Origin of the sequence: Geodermatophilus obscurus, from assembly GCF_900115395.1 — a bacterium.
GTDB classification, from domain to species: Bacteria; Actinomycetota; Actinomycetes; order Mycobacteriales; family Geodermatophilaceae; genus Geodermatophilus; species Geodermatophilus obscurus_B.
Genome location: NZ_FOWE01000003.1, coordinates 1 through 18,680, shown reverse-complemented (window position 1 = coordinate 18,680; position 18,680 = coordinate 1). Strand labels below are relative to the sequence as shown.

General features: G+C 75.4%; 20 protein-coding genes and 2 rRNA genes. 8 read left to right on the top strand and 14 right to left on the bottom strand.

Features of this window, described 5'->3' with window-relative positions; all coding sequences use genetic code 11:
• Nucleotides 1-12: 12 nt before the first annotated feature.
• Complete coding sequence (gene egtE / locus BM165_RS06200) at nt 13-1,146, top strand: ergothioneine biosynthesis PLP-dependent enzyme EgtE (protein ID WP_075012697.1); 1,134 nt, start codon at nt 13-15, stop codon at nt 1,144-1,146.
• A 56-nt stretch (nt 1,147-1,202) separates the two neighbouring features.
• Here egtE and BM165_RS06195 read toward each other — a convergent pair whose 3' ends face one another.
• On the bottom strand, nt 1,203-2,582 hold the full coding sequence (locus tag BM165_RS06195) for an 8-oxoguanine deaminase (RefSeq protein ID WP_075012696.1): 1,380 nt from the start codon (nt 2,580-2,582) through the stop codon (nt 1,203-1,205).
• Nucleotides 2,583-2,680: 98 nt separating this feature from the next.
• Here BM165_RS06195 and BM165_RS06190 point away from each other — a divergent pair, with 98 nt between their 5' ends.
• The 3 genes from BM165_RS06190 to pucD are packed head-to-tail and all read left to right on the top strand — an operon-like array spanning nt 2,681 to nt 6,419.
• Nucleotides 2,681-3,556: an FAD binding domain-containing protein gene (locus BM165_RS06190; RefSeq protein ID WP_075012695.1), complete on the top strand. Its 876-nt coding sequence runs from the start codon at nt 2,681-2,683 to the stop codon at nt 3,554-3,556.
• Nucleotides 3,547-4,053 carry a (2Fe-2S)-binding protein gene (locus tag BM165_RS06185; RefSeq protein WP_075012694.1) on the top strand — a complete coding sequence of 169 codons (507 nt, stop codon included), beginning with the start codon at nt 3,547-3,549 and terminating at the stop codon, nt 4,051-4,053. The genes BM165_RS06190 and BM165_RS06185 overlap by 10 nt, the downstream gene beginning before the upstream one ends.
• Nucleotides 4,050-6,419 carry a xanthine dehydrogenase subunit D gene (pucD, locus tag BM165_RS06180; protein ID WP_083427113.1) on the top strand — a complete coding sequence of 790 codons (2,370 nt, stop codon included), beginning with the start codon at nt 4,050-4,052 and terminating at the stop codon, nt 6,417-6,419. The genes BM165_RS06185 and pucD overlap by 4 nt, the downstream gene beginning before the upstream one ends.
• On the opposite strand, the gene BM165_RS06175 is transcribed toward pucD, so the two are convergent.
• From BM165_RS06175 to alc, 3 genes are read right to left on the bottom strand one after another with little or no spacing between them, the layout of a single operon-like run.
• Complete coding sequence (locus BM165_RS06175) at nt 6,406-7,158, bottom strand: SDR family NAD(P)-dependent oxidoreductase (protein WP_075012693.1); 753 nt, start codon at nt 7,156-7,158, stop codon at nt 6,406-6,408. The genes pucD and BM165_RS06175 overlap by 14 nt on opposite strands.
• Before the next feature lie 28 nt (nt 7,159-7,186).
• Entirely contained in the window at nt 7,187-7,726 is a 540-nt protein-coding gene (locus BM165_RS06170) for a putative immunity protein (protein ID WP_075012692.1), read from the bottom strand.
• Nucleotides 7,727-7,728: 2 nt separating this feature from the next.
• Nucleotides 7,729-8,718, bottom strand: a complete 990-nt coding sequence (gene alc / locus BM165_RS06165; protein WP_075012691.1) for an allantoicase — start codon at nt 8,716-8,718, stop codon at nt 7,729-7,731.
• Nucleotides 8,719-8,802: 84 nt separating this feature from the next.
• Here alc and BM165_RS24655 point away from each other — a divergent pair, with 84 nt between their 5' ends.
• Nucleotides 8,803-8,958 (top strand): hypothetical protein, encoded by a 156-nt coding sequence (locus BM165_RS24655; protein WP_177225126.1) that lies wholly within the window; start codon nt 8,803-8,805, stop codon nt 8,956-8,958.
• Between the two features lie 68 nt (nt 8,959-9,026).
• On the opposite strand, the gene allB is transcribed toward BM165_RS24655, so the two are convergent.
• Genes allB through BM165_RS06125 form a run of 8 tightly spaced genes read right to left on the bottom strand, consistent with a single transcriptional unit; the run spans nt 9,027 to nt 15,889 of the window.
• Entirely contained in the window at nt 9,027-10,340 is a 1,314-nt protein-coding gene (allB, locus tag BM165_RS06160) for an allantoinase AllB (RefSeq protein WP_075012690.1), read from the bottom strand.
• Nucleotides 10,337-11,020 carry an urease accessory protein UreD gene (locus BM165_RS06155; RefSeq protein ID WP_075012689.1) on the bottom strand — a complete coding sequence of 228 codons (684 nt, stop codon included), beginning with the start codon at nt 11,018-11,020 and terminating at the stop codon, nt 10,337-10,339. Before BM165_RS06155 ends, allB begins: the two co-directional genes overlap by 4 nt.
• The gene (gene ureG / locus BM165_RS06150; RefSeq protein ID WP_075012688.1) at nt 11,017-11,694 is read right to left on the bottom strand and encodes an urease accessory protein UreG; all 678 of its coding nucleotides are present in this window, start codon (nt 11,692-11,694) and stop codon (nt 11,017-11,019) included. The genes BM165_RS06155 and ureG overlap by 4 nt, the downstream gene beginning before the upstream one ends.
• Before the next feature lie 18 nt (nt 11,695-11,712).
• On the bottom strand, nt 11,713-12,351 hold the full coding sequence (locus BM165_RS06145) for an urease accessory protein UreF (RefSeq protein ID WP_075012687.1): 639 nt from the start codon (nt 12,349-12,351) through the stop codon (nt 11,713-11,715).
• Nucleotides 12,352-12,366: 15 nt separating this feature from the next.
• Complete coding sequence (locus tag BM165_RS06140; RefSeq protein ID WP_075012686.1) at nt 12,367-14,088, bottom strand: urease subunit alpha; 1,722 nt, start codon at nt 14,086-14,088, stop codon at nt 12,367-12,369.
• Nucleotides 14,088-14,393, bottom strand: a complete 306-nt coding sequence (locus BM165_RS06135) for an urease subunit beta (protein WP_244274086.1) — start codon at nt 14,391-14,393, stop codon at nt 14,088-14,090. The genes BM165_RS06140 and BM165_RS06135 overlap by 1 nt, the downstream gene beginning before the upstream one ends.
• Nucleotides 14,390-14,692 carry an urease subunit gamma gene (locus tag BM165_RS06130; RefSeq protein WP_075012685.1) on the bottom strand — a complete coding sequence of 101 codons (303 nt, stop codon included), beginning with the start codon at nt 14,690-14,692 and terminating at the stop codon, nt 14,390-14,392. The genes BM165_RS06135 and BM165_RS06130 overlap by 4 nt, the downstream gene beginning before the upstream one ends.
• Nucleotides 14,693-14,749: 57 nt before the next feature.
• Entirely contained in the window at nt 14,750-15,889 is a 1,140-nt protein-coding gene (locus tag BM165_RS06125; RefSeq protein WP_075012684.1) for an epoxide hydrolase family protein, read from the bottom strand.
• A gap of 106 nt (nt 15,890-15,995) precedes the next feature.
• On the opposite strand from BM165_RS06125, the gene BM165_RS06120 reads away from it, so the two are divergent.
• From BM165_RS06120 to BM165_RS06110, 3 genes are read left to right on the top strand one after another with little or no spacing between them, the layout of a single operon-like run.
• Nucleotides 15,996-16,358 (top strand): GntR family transcriptional regulator, encoded by a 363-nt coding sequence (locus BM165_RS06120; RefSeq protein ID WP_075012683.1) that lies wholly within the window; start codon nt 15,996-15,998, stop codon nt 16,356-16,358.
• Entirely contained in the window at nt 16,355-17,293 is a 939-nt protein-coding gene (locus BM165_RS06115; protein ID WP_075012682.1) for an ABC transporter ATP-binding protein, read from the top strand. Before BM165_RS06120 ends, BM165_RS06115 begins: the two co-directional genes overlap by 4 nt.
• The gene (locus BM165_RS06110; protein ID WP_075012681.1) at nt 17,290-17,988 is read left to right on the top strand and encodes a hypothetical protein; all 699 of its coding nucleotides are present in this window, start codon (nt 17,290-17,292) and stop codon (nt 17,986-17,988) included. The genes BM165_RS06115 and BM165_RS06110 overlap by 4 nt, the downstream gene beginning before the upstream one ends.
• Nucleotides 17,989-18,092: 104 nt before the next feature.
• On the opposite strand, the gene rrf is transcribed toward BM165_RS06110, so the two are convergent.
• Nucleotides 18,093-18,209: ribosomal RNA gene (gene rrf / locus BM165_RS06105) — 5S ribosomal RNA — on the bottom strand.
• A 158-nt stretch (nt 18,210-18,367) separates the two neighbouring features.
• Nucleotides 18,368-18,680, bottom strand: a 23S ribosomal RNA gene (locus tag BM165_RS06100); the annotation flags it as partial.

Genomic DNA, 18,680 nt, shown 5'->3' with positions numbered 1-18,680 from the left:
AGCGTCGGCCGCGTGACCGCGCTCGACCAGGGGCTCCTCCCGCACGACGACCTCGCCGACGCCTGGCGGGCCGCCCGCCCCCGCCCGGCCGGCCGGCACCTCGACAGCGCCGCCTGCAGCCGGCAGAGCAACCGGGTGCTGGAGGCGGTCGCCCACCACGCGCGGCACGAGGCCGAGCTCGGCGGCTACGTCGCCGAGGCGACCGCCGGCGACCTGCTGCAGCAGGGCCGCAGCGTCCTCGGCGGCCTGGTCGGCATGGCCGCGGCCGACGTCGCCTTCGTCGAGTCGGCGCAGGCCGCGCTGGCGACGCTGCTCGCCGCCTGGCGGCTGCCCGCCGGGTCACGGGTGACCTGCCTGCCCGGTGAGTACGCGCCCAACGCGGCGATGCTGCGCGCCGCCGGCCTGGTCCCCGAGCCGGTGGCCGTCGACGGCGACGGCCGGGCCGACGTCGAGGCGCTCGAGCGGTCGCTGGCCGCCGACCCGCCGCGCTTGGTGCACCTCACCCACGTCGCCAGCCACCGCGGCGTGGTCCAGCCGGCGGCCGACGTCGTCGCGCTGTGCCGGGCGTCCGAGGTGCCGCTGGTGCTCGACGCCGCCCAGTCGCTGGGCCACGTCGACGTCGACCTCGGCGCCGACGTCGTCTACTCGACCTCCCGCAAGTGGCTGGCCGGGCCGCGCGGGGTCGGCGTGCTGTGCGTGCGCCCGGCGGTGGCCGCGCAGCTGGTGCCCGCGCTGGCCGCCCCGGCCGGTCTGCCGCCGCTGCGGGCGCTGGAGAGTGGGGAGGCGCACGTGGCCGGCCGGGTCGGGCTGGTGCTCGCCGTCGGGGAGCACCTGGCCGCCGGCCCGCAGCGGGTGCGCGAGCGGCTGTCCGCGCTGGGCCGGGCGGGGCGGGAGGTGCTCGACGGCGCCGCGGGCTGGCGGGTGGTGGAGCCGGTCGGCGAGCCCACGGCCACCACGACCCTGCGCCCGCCCGACGGTGTCGACGTCGTGGCCACCCGCGCCCGGCTGCTCACCGAGCACGGCATCGTCACCACCGCGGCCGGCCCCGAGCGGGCGCCGGGCGAGATGACCGGGCCGGTGCTGCGGGTGTCACCGCACGTCGACGGCACCGTCGAGGAGCTGGAGGCCCTCGCCGCCGCCCTCTGAGGCAGGCACAGGAAGCTCTCCGCACGTATCCGCCGCCGGTACGTGCGCATCGCCTCCTATGCCTCGACCAGCGCCGCCTGCACGCGCTGCGACACCCGCCGGTGGACGGCGAGCTGCTCGTCGAGGCCGGGGTGCACCGGCACGCCGTCCTCCACCACGAACCGCCCGCCGACGACGGTGTGCCGCGCCGCCACCGGCCCGCAGCGCAGCCACGCCTCCACCGGGTCCGACAGCGCGCCGGCGAACGCGGGCCCGGTCAGCGGCCAGACGGCCAGGTCGCCGCACGCCCCCACCGACAGCTGCCCGATCTCGCCGGTGCGCCCGAGGCAGGCCGCGCCACCGCGGGTGGCGATCTCCAGGGCGTCGCGGGCGGAGAACGAGCCGGCGCCGTGGCGCAGCTTGCCCTGCAGCATCGCCGTGCGGGCCTCCAGCCACAGCGACGCCGAGTCCGCCGACGCCGACCCGTCCACGCCCAGCCCCACCGGCGCCCCGGCGGCGCGCAGCTCGGCCACCGGCGCCAGCCCGCTGCCGAGCACCATGTTCGACGACGGGCAGTGCGCCGCCCCGACCCGCGCGGCGCCCAGGCGCGTGACCTCCTCGGGCGAGGGCCACACCACGTGCGCCAGCCACACCCGGTCGCTCATCCAGCCGACGTCGGCGAGGTAGTCGACCGGGCGGCGGCCGAAGCGCTCGAGGCAGAAGGCGTCCTCGTCCTGCGTCTCGGCGAGGTGGGTGTGCAGCCGGACGTCGAGCCGCTCGGCGAGTTCCGCGGTGCGGGTCATCAGCTCGGTCGACACGCTGAACGGCGAGCACGGGGCCAGCGCCAGGCGGGTCAGCGCGTGCGGCGAGCGGTCGTGGTGGGCGTCCACCAGGCGCTGCGACTCGGCCAGGATCTCGTCGTCGTCCTGGACGACGGAGTCCGGCGGCAGCCCGCCGTCCTTGACCGACAGCGACATCGAGCCGCGCGTGACGTGCGACCGCACCCCGAGGTCCTGCGCCGCCCGCACCTCGGCGCCGACGAGGTCACCGGCGCCGCGCGGGTGCACGTAGAGGTGGTCGGTGGAGGTGGTGCAGCCGGCCAGCGCGAGCTCGGTGAGCCCGACGTAGGCCGACACGTACGCCGCCTCCTCGTCCAGCCGCGCCCACAGCGGGTAGAGGGTGACCAGCCACTCGAACAGCCCGCCGGTCAGCGCCGGGGCGAAGGAGCGGGTCAGGTTCTGGTACAGGTGGTGGTGGGTGTTGACCAGCCCCGGCGTCACCAGGCAGCCGCGGGCGTCGACCGTCCGGGCGGCGGCCGGCCGCGGGTCGCCGGGCCCGCCGACCCCGCTCACCACCCCGCCGGTGACGGCGACCCACCCGCCGGTGATCTCGCGCCGGTCCTTGTCGACGGTGGCGAGCAGGTCGGCCGAGTGCACGAGCAGGTCCGCGGTCTCCACCCCCGCATCCTGCCCACCGCCGGCCCGACGCGGCGTGCAACCCCCCTGTGACGAACCGGGGATACCGTGACCGTCCCGCACACCGACGAGGAGTGACCATGCAGTTCCTGCAGCCCGCGACCTGGGCGGAGGCGCTGGAGGCGAAGGCCGCCCACCGCGACGCCGTCCCGATCGCCGGGGGCACCGACGTCATGGTCGGGATCAACTTCGGCCGCCTGCGCCCGGCCCTGCTGCTCGACCTCACCCGGGTCGCCGACCTGCGGCAGTGGGACACCGACGACGGCGCGGTGCGGCTGGGCGCCGGCGTGCCGTACGCGCGGGTGATCACCGAGCTCGGCGACCGGCTGCCCGGGCTGGCGATGGCCGCCCGCACCATCGGTTCCCCGCAGATCCGCAACCGCGGCACCGTCGGCGGCAACCTGGCCACCGCCTCCCCCGCCGGCGACGCGCACCCCGCGCTGCTGGCGGCCGGCGCCGAGGTGGAGGTGGCCTCGGTCCGCGGCACCCGCACCATCCCGGTGACCGAGTTCTACCGGGGCGTCAAGCGCTCCGCCCTGGCCGACGACGAGCTGATCGCCGCCGTCCGGATCACCCCGCCCAGCGGGCCGCAGCAGTACAGCAAGATCGGCACCCGCAACGCGATGGTCATCGCCGTCGCGGCGTTCGGGCTGGCGCTGCACCCGGCCCGCCGCGCCGTCGGCACCGGCATCGGGTCGGCCGCGCCCACGCCGCGCCGTGCCCCCGCCGCCGAGGAGTTCCTCGCCGGAGAGCTCGACGGGCTGTGGGACAGCCGCGCCGAGCTGCCCGCCGCCACCGCGGCCCGCTTCGGCGAGCTGGTCGCCGCGGCGGCCGCCCCCATCGACGACGTCCGCGGCACCGCCCGCTACCGCGTCCACGCGCTGTCGGTGATGGCCCGCCGCGCGCTGACCTGGGCCTGGCTCGACTACCGGAAGGGAGACCCGACGTGCGCCTGACCTGCACCGTCAACGGCACGACCCGGCAGGTGGACGACGTGTGGGAGGGCGAGAGCCTGCTCTACGTCCTCCGCGAGCGCATGGGCCTGCCCGGCTCGAAGAACGCCTGCGAGCAGGGCGAGTGCGGCTCGTGCACCGTCTACCTCGACGACGTCCCGGTGTGCGCCTGCCTGGTCGCCGCCGGCCAGGCCGAGGGCCGCGAGATCGGCACCGTGGAGGGACTGGCGCCGCCGGGCGAGCTGCACCCGGTGCAGGAGGCCTTCCTCGAGGCCGGCGCCGTCCAGTGCGGCTTCTGCACGCCGGGCCTGCTGGTGGCCACCGACGACCTGGTCAGCCGCTCGCTCGCCGAGGGCCGCACGCCCACCGACCCCGAGATCCGCGAGGCGCTGGCCGGCAACCTCTGCCGGTGCACCGGCTACGAGAAGATCCTCGACGCCGTCCGGCTGGCCGCCGACCGCATGGCGGGGGACGCCCGGCAGCCGGGGGGCACGCGGTGAGCGCGCCCACCCGCACGCCCGCCGGCGCGCCGTCAGCCGTGGGCGGCCCCGGCGGCCGCATCGGCGACGACGCGCGGCGCCCCGACGGCGTCCTCAAGGTCCGCGGCGAGTTCGCCTACGGCAGCGACCTGTGGATGGACGACATGCTGTGGGGCGTCACGCTGCGCAGCCCGCACCCCTACGCCCGCATCCGCTCGATCGACGTCGGCCCCGCGCTGGCGGTCCCGGGCGTGCACGCCGTCCTCACCTCCGACGACGTCCCCGGCGAGAAGGTCTACGGCCTCGAGCTCGCCGACCAGCCGGTGCTGGCGTTCGACGTCGTCCGCTACCAGGGCGAGCCGGTGGCGCTGGTAGCCGCCGACCACCCCGACACGGCCCGCCGGGCCGCGGCGCGGATCGTCGTCGACTACGACGTCTGGGAGCCGGTCACCGACGCCCGCGTCGCGCTCGGCCACCCCACCTGGAACCAGGTGCACGACTCCCCCGCCGAGGTCACGGAGCTGAGCCGGGAGAGCGCCGACCTGCACCCGCACGGCAACCTGGTGCGCCACCTCAAGGTCCGCCGGGGCGCCCCCGCGCCCACCGCCGACGTCGTGGTCGTCGGCGAGTACGAGGTCGGCATGCAGGACCAGGCCTTCCTCGGCCCGGAGTCCGGCCTCGCCGTCCCGGGTGAGGACGGCGGCGTCGACCTCTACGTCGCCACCCAGTGGCTGCACGTCGACCAGCGGCAGATCTGCGCGGCGCTGGCCCTCCCACCCGAGCGGGTGCGGCTGACCCTCGCCGGCGTGGGCGGGGCCTTCGGCGGCCGCGAGGACCTGTCGATGCACGTGCACGCCTGCCTGCTGGCGCTGCACACCGGCAAGCCGGTGAAGATGTCCTACAACCGCGAGGAGTCCTTCTTCGGCCACGTGCACCGCCACCCGGCGACCATGCGCTACGAGCACGGCGCAACCCGCGACGGCGACCTCGTGTACGTGAAGGCCGAGATCTACTTCGACGGCGGCGCCTACGCCTCCTCCACCCCGGCGGTCGTGGGCAACGGCGGCACGATGGGCATCGGCCCCTACGTCGTCCCGAACGTGCACGTCGACTGCTACGGCGCGTACACCAACAACCCCCCGTGCGGCGCCATGCGCGGGTTCGGGTCGGTGCAGACGGCGTTCGCCTACGAGGCGCAGATGGACGCCCTCGCCGCGGAGCTGGGCATGGACCCGGTCGAGCTGCGCTGCCGCAACGCCATGGAGCAGGGCTCGACCACACCCACCGGTCAGGTCGTCGACAGCCCGGCGCCGGTCGTGGAGCTGCTCCGCCGGCTCGAGGCGATGCCGATGCCCCCGGCGGTGCCCACCGGCGACGACGTCGACCTGCGGGACATGCCCGGCGGCGTCTCCAACACCACCCACGGCGAGGGCGTGCGGCGCGGCGTCGGGTACGCCGTCGCGTACAAGAACGTCGCCTTCTCGGAGGGCTTCGACGACTACTCGACCGCCCGGGTGCGCCTGGAGGTCGTCGGCGGCGAGGCCGTGGCGACCGTGCACACCGCGGCCGCCGAGGTCGGGCAGGGCCTGGTCACCGTCGAGCAGCAGATCGCGCGCACCGAGCTCGGCGTCGAGCAGGTCGTCGTCCACCCGAAGGACACCGCCGTCGGCTCGGCCGGCTCCACGTCGGCGTCCCGGCAGACCTACGTCACCGGCGGGGCGGTCAAGGCCGCCTGCGAGGCGGTCCGCGGGCAGGTGCTCGAGCTCGCGCAGCGCGGCGTCGGCCGGCCGGTCGCCGACCTGAGGCTCGACGGCGGCAAGGTCGTCTCCGACGTCGAGGGCATCGCACTGCCGCTGGCCGACGTCCTGGGCGAGGAGGTCGTCGAGGAGACCGTCGAGTGGCGGCACCGGCCCACCGAGTCGATCGACCCCGAGACCGGGCAGGGCTTCGCGCACGTGCAGTACGCGTTCTCCGCGCACCGGGCGGTGGTCGACGTCGACGTCGAGCTGGGGCTGGTCAAGGTCGTGGAGATGGCCTGCACCCAGGACGTCGGCAAGGCGATCAACCCGCAGGCCGTGATCGGGCAGATCCAGGGCGGCACCGCGCAGGGGCTCGGGCTGGCGGTGATGGAGGAGATCCTGGTCCGCGACGGCCGGGTGCAGAACCCGTCGTTCACCGACTACCTCATCCCGACGGTGCTGGACATGCCGCCGATGCGGGTGGAGATCCTGGAGTACGCCGACCCGCACGCCCCCTACGGGCTGCGCGGGGTCGGCGAGGCGCCCAACATCTCCTCCGGCCCGGCGGTGCTGGCCGCCATCCGGCAGGCGACCGGCCTGCCGCTCACCCGCGTGCCCGTCCGCCCGGAGCACGTCACGGGGACGTAGCCGCGACCCCGGCCAAGCGGTCCATCGCGGTCAGGACCCGGTCCTGCAGGCCGGGGTCCTCCAGCGCGCGCGGCGTCCGCGCCGGACGGCTGCCCGCGGTGTAGCCGCCGGTCCAGTCGCCGGCCGCCGCGTGCGCGACCCGCCTGCCGCCGTCCTCGACGTCGCCCGGTGCGCCCGGGGAGGCCAGCTTGGTGCGCACCCAGCCCGGGTCGACCGCGCCGACGCGCAGGTGCGGCAGGCGGCGGGCCCAGCCGAGGGCCAGGACGACGTCGAGTGCCTTGGAGTCGGCGTACGCGCGCCGCGACGGCCGTGGGGTGCCGAGGTCGTCGGGGTCGACACGTCCCGAGCCGACCATGCCGCTGCCGAGGAAGACCAGGCGCTCGCGGACCCGTCCGTGCAGCAGCGCGGTGAGCAGGTGCGGGGCGAGGGCGTTGACGGCGAACGCGAGCTCGTGACCCTGCCGGCTGGGCGGCGCCCCCTCCGGCGGCCACACGCCCGCGTTGTGCACCAGGACGTCCGGCTCCCCCAGCCGGTCGGCCAGGGACCGGACCTCGTCGAGGTCGGCCAGGTCGCCGGTGACCAGCCGGACGTCGCCCAGCCGGCCGAGCTCCTCGGCGACCGGCGCGCCGCGGGCCTCGCTGCGGGCGTGCAGGACGACGGTGTGCCCGCCGGCCAGCAGCTGCCGCGCGGCCGCGCGGCCGATGCCGTCGGTGGAGCCGGTGATCGCGATCGTCGCCATGCGCGGGGCCTACCCGCTGCTCAGCGGGTCACCCCGGGCGTTCCCGCGGGAACGTCTCCCCGGCGTGCAGCGCGGCGTCGAGGTCGCGGACGAGCTCGCCGACCCGGCCCCCGCCCGTCGGAGCCGCGGGGAGCCGGCGGAGCACCGCGGCGACCGCCGGCGGCGCGTGTCCCCGCGCCCACTCCGGCGTTCCCGCGGGAACGCCCGCCAGCTCCTCCGCCCGGGCGGCATGCGCGGCCGCACCCAGCACGTGCCGCACCTGGTGGGCGCTGGCCAGCGGGTGCAGGAAGGCGGCCGCCGCCGCGAGGCTCGCCGCCCGTGCCGCCTCGGCCGCGGCCGGGCCGGGGGTCTCGCGCGCCGCCCGGAAGGCCGCCCACGAGCTCTGCCGGAGCGCGGCCGTCCGCCGTCCGCCCGCGGCGTAGGCCCGGGCCGCGGCGACGGCGTCGCGCGGCCGCGGGTCCGTGGGCGCGGCCGCCTCGAACACCGGGAGCACCCGCGCCGCGCACGCGGCCGACCAGCCCGCGATCTCCCGCAGCTCGTCCGCGCCCAGCTCGATCGCGTCCGGCACGCTCAGGCGGTCCCCTCCCAGCGGCGGTGCAGCCCGGCGCGGCCGGCCTCGGTGGGGCGTCCCCACAGCCGCAGCCGGGCCATGCCGCCGTCGGGGAAGACGTCCAGCCGCACCCGGGTGACGGCGGCGTCCCCGGCCAGCACGAACCGGTGCCGCGTGTCGGGCTGCAGCGGCGTGCGGGCCAGCAGCTCCACCTCGTCGCCGTCCGCCGTCGTCCCGGTCAGCGACGCCGCACCGGGGGCGTTGCCGAGGAACCACGAGGTGTCGAGCTCGGCGAGGGTCACGGTCCCCTCGCAGGCCAGCGCGACGTCGACCCAGTCGTTGCCGTCGTCACGGCGGCGGGCGTTCTCCCAGCCCTCGCCCATCGAGCGGGCCTCCCCGCGACCGATGAGCTGGTGCGGACTGCCGTAGAAGGCGTTGCTCACGCCGGTGATCCGGCCGCCGTTCTCCAGCGCGGCGAGGTCGCAGGGGCCGGCGTCGAGCAGCCGCGGGTCGGGCACCACCTCGCCGTGCACCCGCAGCCGGGCCACACCGCCGTCGGGGTGGATGGACAGCCGCACGTGGGTCACCCGCGGCCCCGGCTCGACGGGGAAGCGGTTCGCCGTGCCGCCGACCAGGTCCGACAGCGGCAGCAGCGGCACCCAGTCGGCGTCGGGCAGCGCGGGCGCCGGCGGGTGGCCCTCCACCACCGCCCCCTCCAGCGACGCGCGCGGCGGGTAGTTGCCGAGGAAGAACGCGGTGTCGACGACGACCGCGTGCACGACGCCCGGCATCCCGAGCCGCACGACCGCCCAGTCGGAGCCGGGCTCGCGGCGGCGCCGGGTCTCCCAGCCGTCGTACTCCTTGCCGCGCGCGCCGAAGTCGTCCCGCGCCCGCGCCGGCCCCGGCAGGACCAGGTTCTCCTTGCCGGCGAAGAACTCGTCGTTGGCCGCCACCACCGCACCGCCCTGGGTACGGACGGCGAGGTCGGGCAGGTCGAACGGGTCGGTCACGGGTCTCCTCCGGAGTCGGCGGGGGTCACTCTCGCACGCCCGGGGTAGGGGCCCCACGTCTCACGCCGCACCCGAGGAGGACCCGTGTCCGAACCGACCGACGACCTGCGCGAGCGCGCCCGCCAGCACATCCAGCAGATGCCCGCCGAGACCGCGCTGGGCAACGCCGACCCCGCCGGCGGCTCCATGGACGACCCGAAGATCATGGACGAGGCAGCCCGGGAAGAGGGCGAGCAGTAGGAGGACCCGCCTGCCCCCACCGCTCGCAGGCTCGCGGCGGGCTCCTGCAGGCGGGCCGTTCCAGCCGGTCACCGGCCCCCTCGGTCGAGCAGCCGGCCGAGGGGGCTGCCGTCGGCCTCCCGCCCGCGCAGCCACGTCCGCCGGACGACGCCGGTCAGCTCCCGTCCCGCGTAGGGCGTCACCGGGTTGCGGTGCTCGAGCCGGCCGACGGTGAACCGCTCGTCGGGCGCGAAGGCCACCAGGTCGGCGTCCCGCCCGACGGCGATCGCCCCCTTGCCCGGCAGCCCCGCCAGCAGTGCCGGGGCCGCCGACATCCACCCCATCACCTGCGCCAGCGGCAGCCCGCGCGCCCGCGCGCCCGTCCACACCGCGGGCAGCGCCACCTGCAGCCCCGCGATCCCGCCCCAGGCCAGGCCGAAGTCGCCGACGTCGAGCCGCTTGAGCTCCGGCGTGCACGGCGAGTGGTCGCTGACCACCAGGTCGACGTCGCCGACCCGCAGCGCCTCCCACAGCGCCTCCCGATGCACCGCTTCCCGGATCGGCGGGCAGCACTTGAACGCGGTGTCGCCGTCGGGCACGTCCTCGGCGGCGAAGGTCAGGTAGTGCGGGCAGGTCTCGACGGTCACGCGCACGCCGGACGCCCGCGCGGCCCGCAGCAGCGGCAGCGCGTCGCCGTCGGCCAGGTGGACGACGTGGCTGCGCGCGCCGGTGTCCCGGGTGGCGGCCACCAGCCGGCCGATCGCCGTCTCCTCCGCCGCCGGCGGCCGCGAGGCGAGGAACGCCGCGTAGCTCGCGCCCGACGGCTCCGGCGCCGCGTCGATGACCTGCTCGTCCTCGGCGTGCGCGATGAGCAGCCCGTCGAACGTCGCCAGCTCCGCCAGCGCGGCCCGCAGCCCGGCGTCGTCGAGCGGCGGGAACTCCGGGACGCCGGAGTCGAGCAGGAAGCACTTGAACCCGACGACACCGGCCTCGTGCATCGGCCGCAGCTGGCCGGCGTTGCCGGGCACCGCGCCGCCCCAGAACGCCACGTCGACGGCGACCTGCCCGGCGGCGGCCTCCCGCTTGACCCGCAGCGCCTCGACCGTGGTCGTGGCCGGCACCGAGTTCAGCGGCATGTCCACGATGGTGGTGATCCCTCCGGCGGCCGCGGCCCGCGTGGCGGTGGCGAAGCCCTCCCACTCGGTGCGTCCCGGCTCGTTGACGTGCACGTGGCTGTCGACCAGGCCGGGCAGCAGCACCTCGTCGTCGGCGAGGGTGACCGCGCTGGCCGGGACGTCGTCGAAGCCGGTGACCGCGGTGACGACGCCGCCGGCGGTGTGCACGGCCGCGGCGCGCTCGCCGTCGGGCAGCACCACCCGCCGGGCGCGGACGACGAGGGTCACGCGACCGCCTCGACCGCTCGCACGACGGAGTGCAGCTCGGTCCCCCACGCGGTGGCCACCCAGCCGTTCTCCAGCGGCAGGCGGACGGCGTCGTCGGCGGTCAGCACCCCCGCAGCCTGCCCGACGTGCACCGTGGACGCGTAGGCGCGCGGCGCGACCGGCGGCAGCCAGGCCGGCGCACCCGGGCCGAGACCGACGGTCGTGTGCAGCAGCGGGCGGCCGTCGACGACCACCCGCGTGGTGCCGGTCCAGCGCCCGGGCTCCTCGCCGCTGCGGCCGAGCAGCACCTGCTCGGCGGCGGTGAGGACGGCGCCGGGCGCGAGGACCGCGGTGACCGAGACCCGGTGGTGCGCGCCGCGTACCACCACGGTGGGCTCCGGGCGCAGGTCCAGCGACCCCGCCACCTCGGCGAGGACCCGCTGCACCGACGGGCGGTCGCCGTCCCGGGCGGGCAGCGCCACGGCGGCGGCCACCGACCGCACCGCCAGCACGGCGCCCTCCTCGACCACGAGCCGGACCTCGGCGTCGTCACCGCCCAGCGGGCCGAACGCCGTCGCCACCAGGTGCACCGACGCCGGGCCCGTGCGCCGCACCGCCAGCTGCCCGCTCGCGCGGACCACCGGCAGCACGGTGCGGCCGCCGGGCCCCCGTCGCGCGACGACCTCGACCCGCGTCCTCACGCCTGCTGCAGCCGGCGCGCCCGCACCTGCGCGCGGACCCACTCGGCCACCTCGGTGGCGGCCGGGTCCTCGCGCAGCGAGATCAGCAGGGTCGGCTTCTCCCCGCGGACCGTGGCGGAGTCCCGCCGCATGACGTCGAGGTCGGCGCCCACCAGCGGCGCGAGGTCGGTCTTGTTCACCACCAGCAGGTCCGACGCGGTCACCCCCGGCCCGCCCTTGCGCGGCACCTTGTCCCCGCCGGCGACGTCGACGACGAACACCTGCACGTCGACCAGCCCGTAGCTGAAGCTCGCCGTCAGGTTGTCCCCGCCGGACTCGACGAACACCAGCTCCAGGCCGGGATGGCGCGCCTCGAGCAGCTCGACGGCGTCGAGGTTGGCGGTGATGTCGTCGCGGATGGCGGTGTGCGGGCAGCAGCCGGTCTGCACCGCCTCGATCCGGTCGTCGGGGAGGATGGCGTTGCGGCGCAGGAAGTCGGCGTCCTCGGTCGTGTAGATGTCGTTGGTGACGACGGCGAGGTCGTACTCGGTGCCGAGCGTGCGGCACAGCGCCGCGGCCAGGGCCGTCTTCCCCGAGCCGACGGGACCACCGAGGCCCACGCGCAGCGGCCCGCCGTGCCGGTGCCCGTGCTCGTAGGGGTCCACGTAGTCGTCGAGGTCGTGGTCAGGCGGCATGGGGACTCCCGGTGGTGGTCATGAGGCGAAGAAGCGGTCCTTCCGTGCGGAGTGCACCTCGGCGAGGAGGTCGAGGAGCGGGTCGGTGTCGGCGGGGAGGGAGCCATCAGCGCTACGAGTGCTGTTCCCGGCGACGGCGTCGATGTCGGGTGCCAGGCGCGCGGTCACGGCGGCGACCGTGAGCGGGTCCATCGCCAGCAGCCGCTGGGCCGCCGTCGCCGGGCCGCTGACCGACAGGTAGGCGGCCGCCGCGGCGGCGTCCCGGGGCGTCAGCCCACCCGCCGCCGCGGCGACGCCGAGCGCGACCGGGTGGTGCGGCGCGGCCGGCAGCGCGTCCCACAGCGGCGAGGGCCAGGCGCGGCGGCCCACCCGGACCAGCCCGCGCCCCTGCTGCCGCGACGCCGCCCGCAGCGCCGGAGACGGCGTCCGCGCGTCGGCCTCCGCGTCGAGGCGGGCCAGGTCATCCCCCTGGCACGCAGCCGAGGCCAACCCGGCCGCGACCGCCCCGGAGGTCGTCAGCCGGCGCAGCAGGAAGGCCGCCAGCGACCCCGGGTCGTGCACCAGGCCGGCCGCGACCGCCTGCTCCACGCCGCCGGAGTGCGCGTGCCCGCCGGCCGGCAGCCGCGAGTCGGCCAGGGTCAGCAGCGCTGAAGACATCGGAAGAGGTGCCCTCTAGAAGAGGAAGTAGCGCTGGGCCATGGGCAGCTCGCGCACCGGCTCGGGCTCCCACACCTCGCCGTCCACCCGCACGGTGAAGGTGTCGGGGTCGACGCGGATGTCCGGCAGCGCGGTGTTCTCCGGCATGTCGGCCTTGGTCAGCCGGCTGGTGTCGGTGACCGCGGCGAGTCGCCGGTCGACGGCGACCCGGTCGCCCAGCCCGCCCTCGAGCGCGGCGGGCGCGACGAAGTGCAGCGACGTCCGCGCGGGGACGCGACCGTACGCGCCGAACATCGGCCGCGGCAGCTGCGGCTGCGGCGTCGGGATGGAGGCGTTGGCGTCGCCCATCTGCGCCCAGGCGATGACCCCTCCCTTGAGCACCGCGTGCGGGCGGACGCCGAAGAACCGCGGGTCCCACAGCACCAGGTCGGCGAGCTTGCCCGGCTCCACCGACCCGACCTCGCCGTCGATCCCGTGCGCCACCGCGGGGCAGATCGTGTACTTCGCGACGTATCGGCGGGCGCGGGCGTTGTCCGCGGCCCCGTCGCCGGCCAGCGACCCGCGCTTGCGCTTCATCACGTGCGCCGTCTGCCAGGTCCGCAGGACGACCTCGCCCACGCGGCCCATCGCCTGCGCGTCCGAGCCGATCATCGAGATGGCGCCGATGTCGTGCAGCAGGTCCTCGGCGGCGATCGTCGTCGGCCGGATGCGGCTCTCGGCGAAGGCGAGGTCCTCGGGCACGGAGCTGTCGAGGTGGTGGCAGACCATGAGCATGTCGAGGTGCTCGTCGAGGGTGTTCACCGTGTGCGGCCGGGTCGGGTTCGTGCTGCTGGGCAGCACGTTCGGGTGCCCGGCGACGGTGATGATGTCCGGCGCGTGACCGCCCCCGGCACCCTCGGTGTGGTACGCGTGGATGCTCCGCCCGGCGATCGCGGCCAGGGTGTCCTCGACGAAGCCGGTCTCGTTGAGGGTGTCGGAGTGCAGGGCCACCGGGACGCCGTGGCGCCCCGCCACGGTGAGGCAGGCGTCGATCGCCGCGGGCGTGGAGCCCCAGTCCTCGTGCAGCTTGAAGCCGCTGGCCCCGCCGCGGAGCTGCTCCTCCATCGACTCGTGCGAGACGGTGTTGCCTTTGCCCAACAGCGCGACGTTCACCGGCCACGGGTCCATCGCCTCGAGCATCCGGGCCAGGTACCAGTCGCCGGGGGTGATCGTGGTGGCCTTCGACCCCTCGGCCGGGCCGGTGCCGCCGCCGATGAGCGTGGTGACCCCCGACCCGAGCGCCGTCGGCACGATCTGCGGGCAGATGAAGTGGACGTGGCAGTCGACGCCGCCGGCGGTGAGGATCCTGCCGTTGCCGGCCATCACCTCGGTGCCGGGACCGATGACCAGGTCCGGGTGGACGCCGTCCATCGTGTCGGGGTTGCCGGCCTTGCCCAGGGCCACGATCCGCCCGTCGCGGACGCCGACGTCGGCCTTGACGACCCCCCAGTGGTCGAGGACGACGGCACCGGTGATCACCAGGTCGGGCGCACCCTCGGCGCGGGTGGCCCGCCCCTGGCCCATCGACTCGCGGATCACCTTGCCGCCGCCGAACACCGCCTCCTCCCCGGCCCGGCCGGGGCCGCCGCAGCGGTCCTCCTCCACCTCGATGAGCAGGTCGGTGTCGGCCAGCCGGACGCGGTCGCCGGTGGTCGGGCCGTAGAGCTGGGCGTAGCGCTCACGGGACAGCTCGACCATCAGCCCAGCCCGCCCTCGGCCGTGAGCCCCGGGACGACGCGCGCGCCGCCCAGCGGCACCAGCGTCACGGTGCGGGTGATCCCGGGCTCGAAGCGGACGGCGGTGCCGGCGGCGACGTCGAGCCGCAGGCCGCGCGCCGCGTCCCGGTCGAAGGCCAGCGCCCCGTTGGCCTGGGCGAAGTGCAGGTGCGAGCCGACCTGCACCGGGCGGTCGCCGGTGTTGGTCACCTCGAGCTCGATCCGCGGCGCGCCGGGCAGCGTCTCGATGACGCCGTCGGCCGGGACGACCTCCCCCGGGACGATCACGGGATGGGCTGGTGGACCGTCACGAGCTTGGTCCCGTCCGGGAAGGTCGCCTCCACCTGCACCTCCTCCAGCAGCTCGGGGACGCCGTCCATCACGTCGTCGCGGGTGAGGACCGTGCGGCCCGACTGCATGAGCTCGACCACCGGGACGCCGTCGCGGGCGCCCTCCAGCACGTGGTCGGTGACGACCGCCGTCGCCTCCGGGAGGTTCAGCCGCAGTCCCCGCGCCCGCCGTCGCCGGGCCAGCTCGGCGGCGTAGGAGAGCAGCAGGCGCTCCTGCTCGTGCGGGGAGAGGTGCACGCGGTCGTCCTCCGGGGGTCGGGGTCCGGACGCTAGCCGCCGGATGTGTCGCGTCGGTTACCGCAGCGGCCGGAAGAACTCCCGGACGTCGGCCACCAGCTCGGCCGGCCGCTCCAGCGCCGCGAAGTGCCCGCCGCCGTCGTGCTCGCGCCAGGTGCGCAGATCAGTGAGTTGGCGCTCGACCCACGCGCGCGGTGGCTGGAAGATCTCGTGCGGGAACAGGGAGACGCCGGTGGGCACGTCCACCCGCGGCTCGCGCTCCTGCGGCGCCCGCGCCATCTCCCAGTACATCCGCGCCGACGAGGTCGCCGTCGCGGTGAACCAGTAGACCGAGACGTCGTCGAGCAGCCGGTCCAGGCCGATGGCGGCGACCGGGTCGCCGTCGGTCCAGGCGGCGAACTTCTCCAGGATCCACGCGGCCTGCCCGGCGGGGGAGTCAGTGAGCCCGTAGCCGAGGGTCTGCGGCCTGGTGCGGTGCTGGTGGCTGTAGGCCGAGCCGTCGGTCCGGAACTCCCGGAGCCGGTCCAGCGCCCGCTGCTCACGCCCGTCGAACTCCGTCTGCTCCTCCGGCGGGCCGGTCACCACCATGTTCAGGTGCACGCCGACCACCCGGTCGGGGTGCCGCGCGCCCAGGTTGGCCGAGACGAACGAGCCGATGTCCCCGCCCTGCGCACCGAACCGCTCGTACCCGAGCCGGCGCATCACCTCGGCCCAGGCGTCGGCGGTCCGCGCGGGCCCCCAACCGGGCGCGGCCGGCTTGCCGCTCCAGCCGTACCCCGGCAGCGACGGGACGACGACGGAGAAGGCGTCCCTCGGGTCCTCGGGGTCGGTGAGCGGGCCGAGCAGGCCGAGGAACTCGACGACCGAGCCGGGCCAGCCGTGCGTCAGCACCAGCGGGAGGGCGCCCGCGTGCGGTGAGCGGACGTGCAGCAGGTGGACGGGCAGCCCGTCGACGACCGTCGTGACCTGCGGGAAGGCGTTGAGCTCCGCCTGCACCCGGGACCAGTCGTGCTCCTCGGCCCAGTACCGGCAGACCTCCTGCAGCCATGGAAGCGGCACTCCCTGCGACCAGTCCCCGACGGTCGCCGTCTCGGGCCAGCGGGTGCCACGGAGCCGGCGGCGGAGGTCGGCCACCGCCTCCTCCGGCACGTCGACGGCGAAGGGCTCGACGGTGAAGGGCTCGACGGCGTCGTCCACGGCGCCACCGTATCGGCGGTTGACGCCCAGACGCGGTCACCTCTAGGGTTCACTACATGAGTAATGAACCCAGGAACTCGGGCCCCGCACGGTCCAGGGGCTCCGGGTGAACGAGGACGCCGGGCCGATCTTCCGGCAGGTCGCGGCCCAGATCGAGAACGCGATCGTCGACGGCTCCCTCCCCGAGGAGAGCCAGGCGCCTTCGTCGAACGAGCTCAGCGCCTTTCACCGCATCAACCCCGCGACCGCCGCCAAGGGCCTCAACCAGCTGGTCACCGACGGGGTCCTCTACAAGAGACGAGGAGTCGGGATGTTCGTCGCCACGGGCGCCCGCGAGCAGCTGCTCAAGCGCCGCCGCAGCGAGTTCGCCGACCAGTACGTCCGCCCCCTGATGGCCGAGGCGGAGAAGCTCGGCATCTCGACCAGGGAGCTGGCCACCATGATCGACCGCTGGGAGGACGAGCGATGACCGCCGCCGCCACCGTCACCGACGTGACGATGCGCTACCGCGAGCACACCGCCCTGGACGGCGTCACCACCGCCTTCGCCACCGACGCGATCACCGGCCTGCTCGGCCGCAACGGCGCCGGCAAGACGACGCTCATGCAGCTGCTCACCGGCCACCGGGTGCCCACGAGCGGCCGGGTTGAGGTCCTGGGCGCCGACCCGCACGAGGACGACGCCGTGCTGCAGCGGATCTGCTTCGTCAAGGAGGGCCAGCGCTACCCCGACCACTTCCGCGTCCGTGACGCCCTCGCCGCGGCGGCCACCCTCTTCCCCTCCTGGGACGAGGACCTGGCGCGCTCGCTGGTCGCCGACTTCGACCTGCCCGCCCGTCGCCAGGTGAACAAGCTCTCCCGCGGCATGGTCTCCGCCGTCGGCATCACGATCGGCCTGGCGTCCCGGGCACCGGTGACGCTGTTCGACGAGCCCTACCTGGGTCTCGACGCCGTCGCCCGGCAGTTGTTCTACGACCGGCTGATCGCCGACTACGCCGAGGAGCCCCGGACGGTCATCCTGTCCACGCACCTCATCGAGGAGATCAGCGGGCTGCTCGAGCACGTCGTGCTCCTCGACGCCGGCCGGGTCCTCCTCGACGACGACGCCGAGACGCTGCGCACCTCCGCCCTCACCGTCACCGGGCCGACCGACCGCATCGCGGCCCTGGGCCGGCAGCACGAGCTCCTGAGCGAGGACCGGCTCGGCGGCTCGACGCGGGCGGTGGTCCGGCTCCGGCAGCCGGTCGACGCGGCCGACCTGGCGGCCGCGGGTCTCGCGGTGGAGCGGACCCCCCTCCAACAGCTCGTCGTGGCCCTGAGCACCCGCTCGGCCGCCAGCCCCGCGGCGGCCGCTGCCGCCCGCACCGCCCGCCGGTCCGCCGACTACGAGGGAGCCATCCGATGAACCGAGTCCTGGCGGCGGCCCGCCTGCACGGCATGCACCCGCTGATGATCGTCGGCATCCCCTGGGGGATCGTCACGCTCAGCTTCGTCATCAACCTGGCCATCTGGGCCACCGTCGGGGTCGGCGAGGAGAGCCCGGGAGCGTTCACCGGTGGCCTCCTCTCGCTCTACATCACCGTCCTCGTCGTCTTCATCCAGTCGGTGACCGGCCTGATGCCCTTCGCCATGGGGATGAGCCTCAGCCGGCGCACCTTCTACCTGGGGACCGCGCTGGCCGCGCTGCTGACGTCACTCGCCTACGGCGCCGCCCTGTCCGTCCTCACGTCCGTCGAGGACGCCACCGGGGGCTGGGGGGTCCGGCTCGACTTCTGGGCACCCGGGTCCTTCGACGTCGACAACGCCGCCCTGCAGGTGCTGGTGTCCGGCGCCCCCATGCTCGCGGCCACGTTCCTCGGCGTGGCCATCGGCGTGGTGATGAAGCGCTGGGGTCCGACCGGGGTGTGGAGCCTGGCCGTGGCGACCCTCGTCGTCACCGGCGGGCTGGCGATCCTCGTGTCCTGGCGCCGCGCCTGGGGCGACGTCGGTTCCTGGCTGGTCGACCAGTCGATGGTCACCCTCGCCGTGACGATCCCCGTGGCGCTCGCGCTCACGACGGCGGCGCTCTCCTTCGCCGGCCTGCGCCGCGTCGTCCCCTGACGGGTGCCACTCCCCGGTCGACGGAACCGGGGACCCGCACAGGTCCCGCGAGGACAATGCAGAAGGGCCCTCACCGGGGAGTGAGGGCCCTTCTGGGAATGGTTGTCCGGCGGCGTCCTACTCTCCCACCCCGTCTCCAGGGCAGTACCATCGGCGCTGAGAGGCTTAGCTTCCGGGTTCGGAATGGTACCGGGCGTTTCCCTCTCGCCATGGCCGCCGTAACACTGTGAACAGAACCCCGGCCGGCCCCCACCCCGGCGCCCGCACGTGTGCGGGTGGGGTGGGGGGGGGGGGTTGGGTGCGTTCAGAGCTGCACAGTGGACGCGTGGTCGTACTCACGAGCACATCTTCGGCCTGCGTGTTGGCAGGATAAGTGTGTGTGGTCAAGCCCTCGGCCTGTTAGTACCGGTCAGCTCACACACCTTGCGGTGCTTCCACTTCCGGCCTATCAACCCGCTGGTCTGGGCGGGGGCCTTACCCCATTGACTGGGTGAGAGACCTCATCTCGAAGCGAGCTTCCCGCTTAGATGCTTTCAGCGGTTATCCCTGCCGAACGTAGCCAACCAGCAGTGCACCTGGCGGTACAACTGGCACACCAGAGGTTCGTCCGTCCCGGTCCTCTCGTACTAGGGACAGCTCTTCTCAAGTCTCTTACGCGCGCGGCGGATAGGGACCGAACTGTCTCACGACGT

What these genes read in the sequence shown, in the direction of transcription:
- BM165_RS06190 (WP_075012695.1), top strand. Translation starts at nt 2,681, where the DNA reads ATGCAGTTCCTGCAGCCCGCGACCTGGGCGGAGGCGCTGGAGGCGAAG.
- BM165_RS06175 (WP_075012693.1), bottom strand. Translation starts at nt 7,158, where the DNA reads ATGGCGACGATCGCGATCACCGGCTCCACCGACGGCATCGGCCGCGCG.
- ureG (WP_075012688.1), bottom strand. Translation starts at nt 11,694, where the DNA reads ATGCCGCCTGACCACGACCTCGACGACTACGTGGACCCCTACGAGCAC.
- BM165_RS06145 (WP_075012687.1), bottom strand. Translation starts at nt 12,351, where the DNA reads ATGTCTTCAGCGCTGCTGACCCTGGCCGACTCGCGGCTGCCGGCCGGC.
- BM165_RS06140 (WP_075012686.1), bottom strand. Translation starts at nt 14,088, where the DNA reads ATGGTCGAGCTGTCCCGTGAGCGCTACGCCCAGCTCTACGGCCCGACC.
- BM165_RS06115 (WP_075012682.1), top strand. Translation starts at nt 16,355, where the DNA reads ATGACCGCCGCCGCCACCGTCACCGACGTGACGATGCGCTACCGCGAG.
- BM165_RS06110 (WP_075012681.1), top strand. Translation starts at nt 17,290, where the DNA reads ATGAACCGAGTCCTGGCGGCGGCCCGCCTGCACGGCATGCACCCGCTG.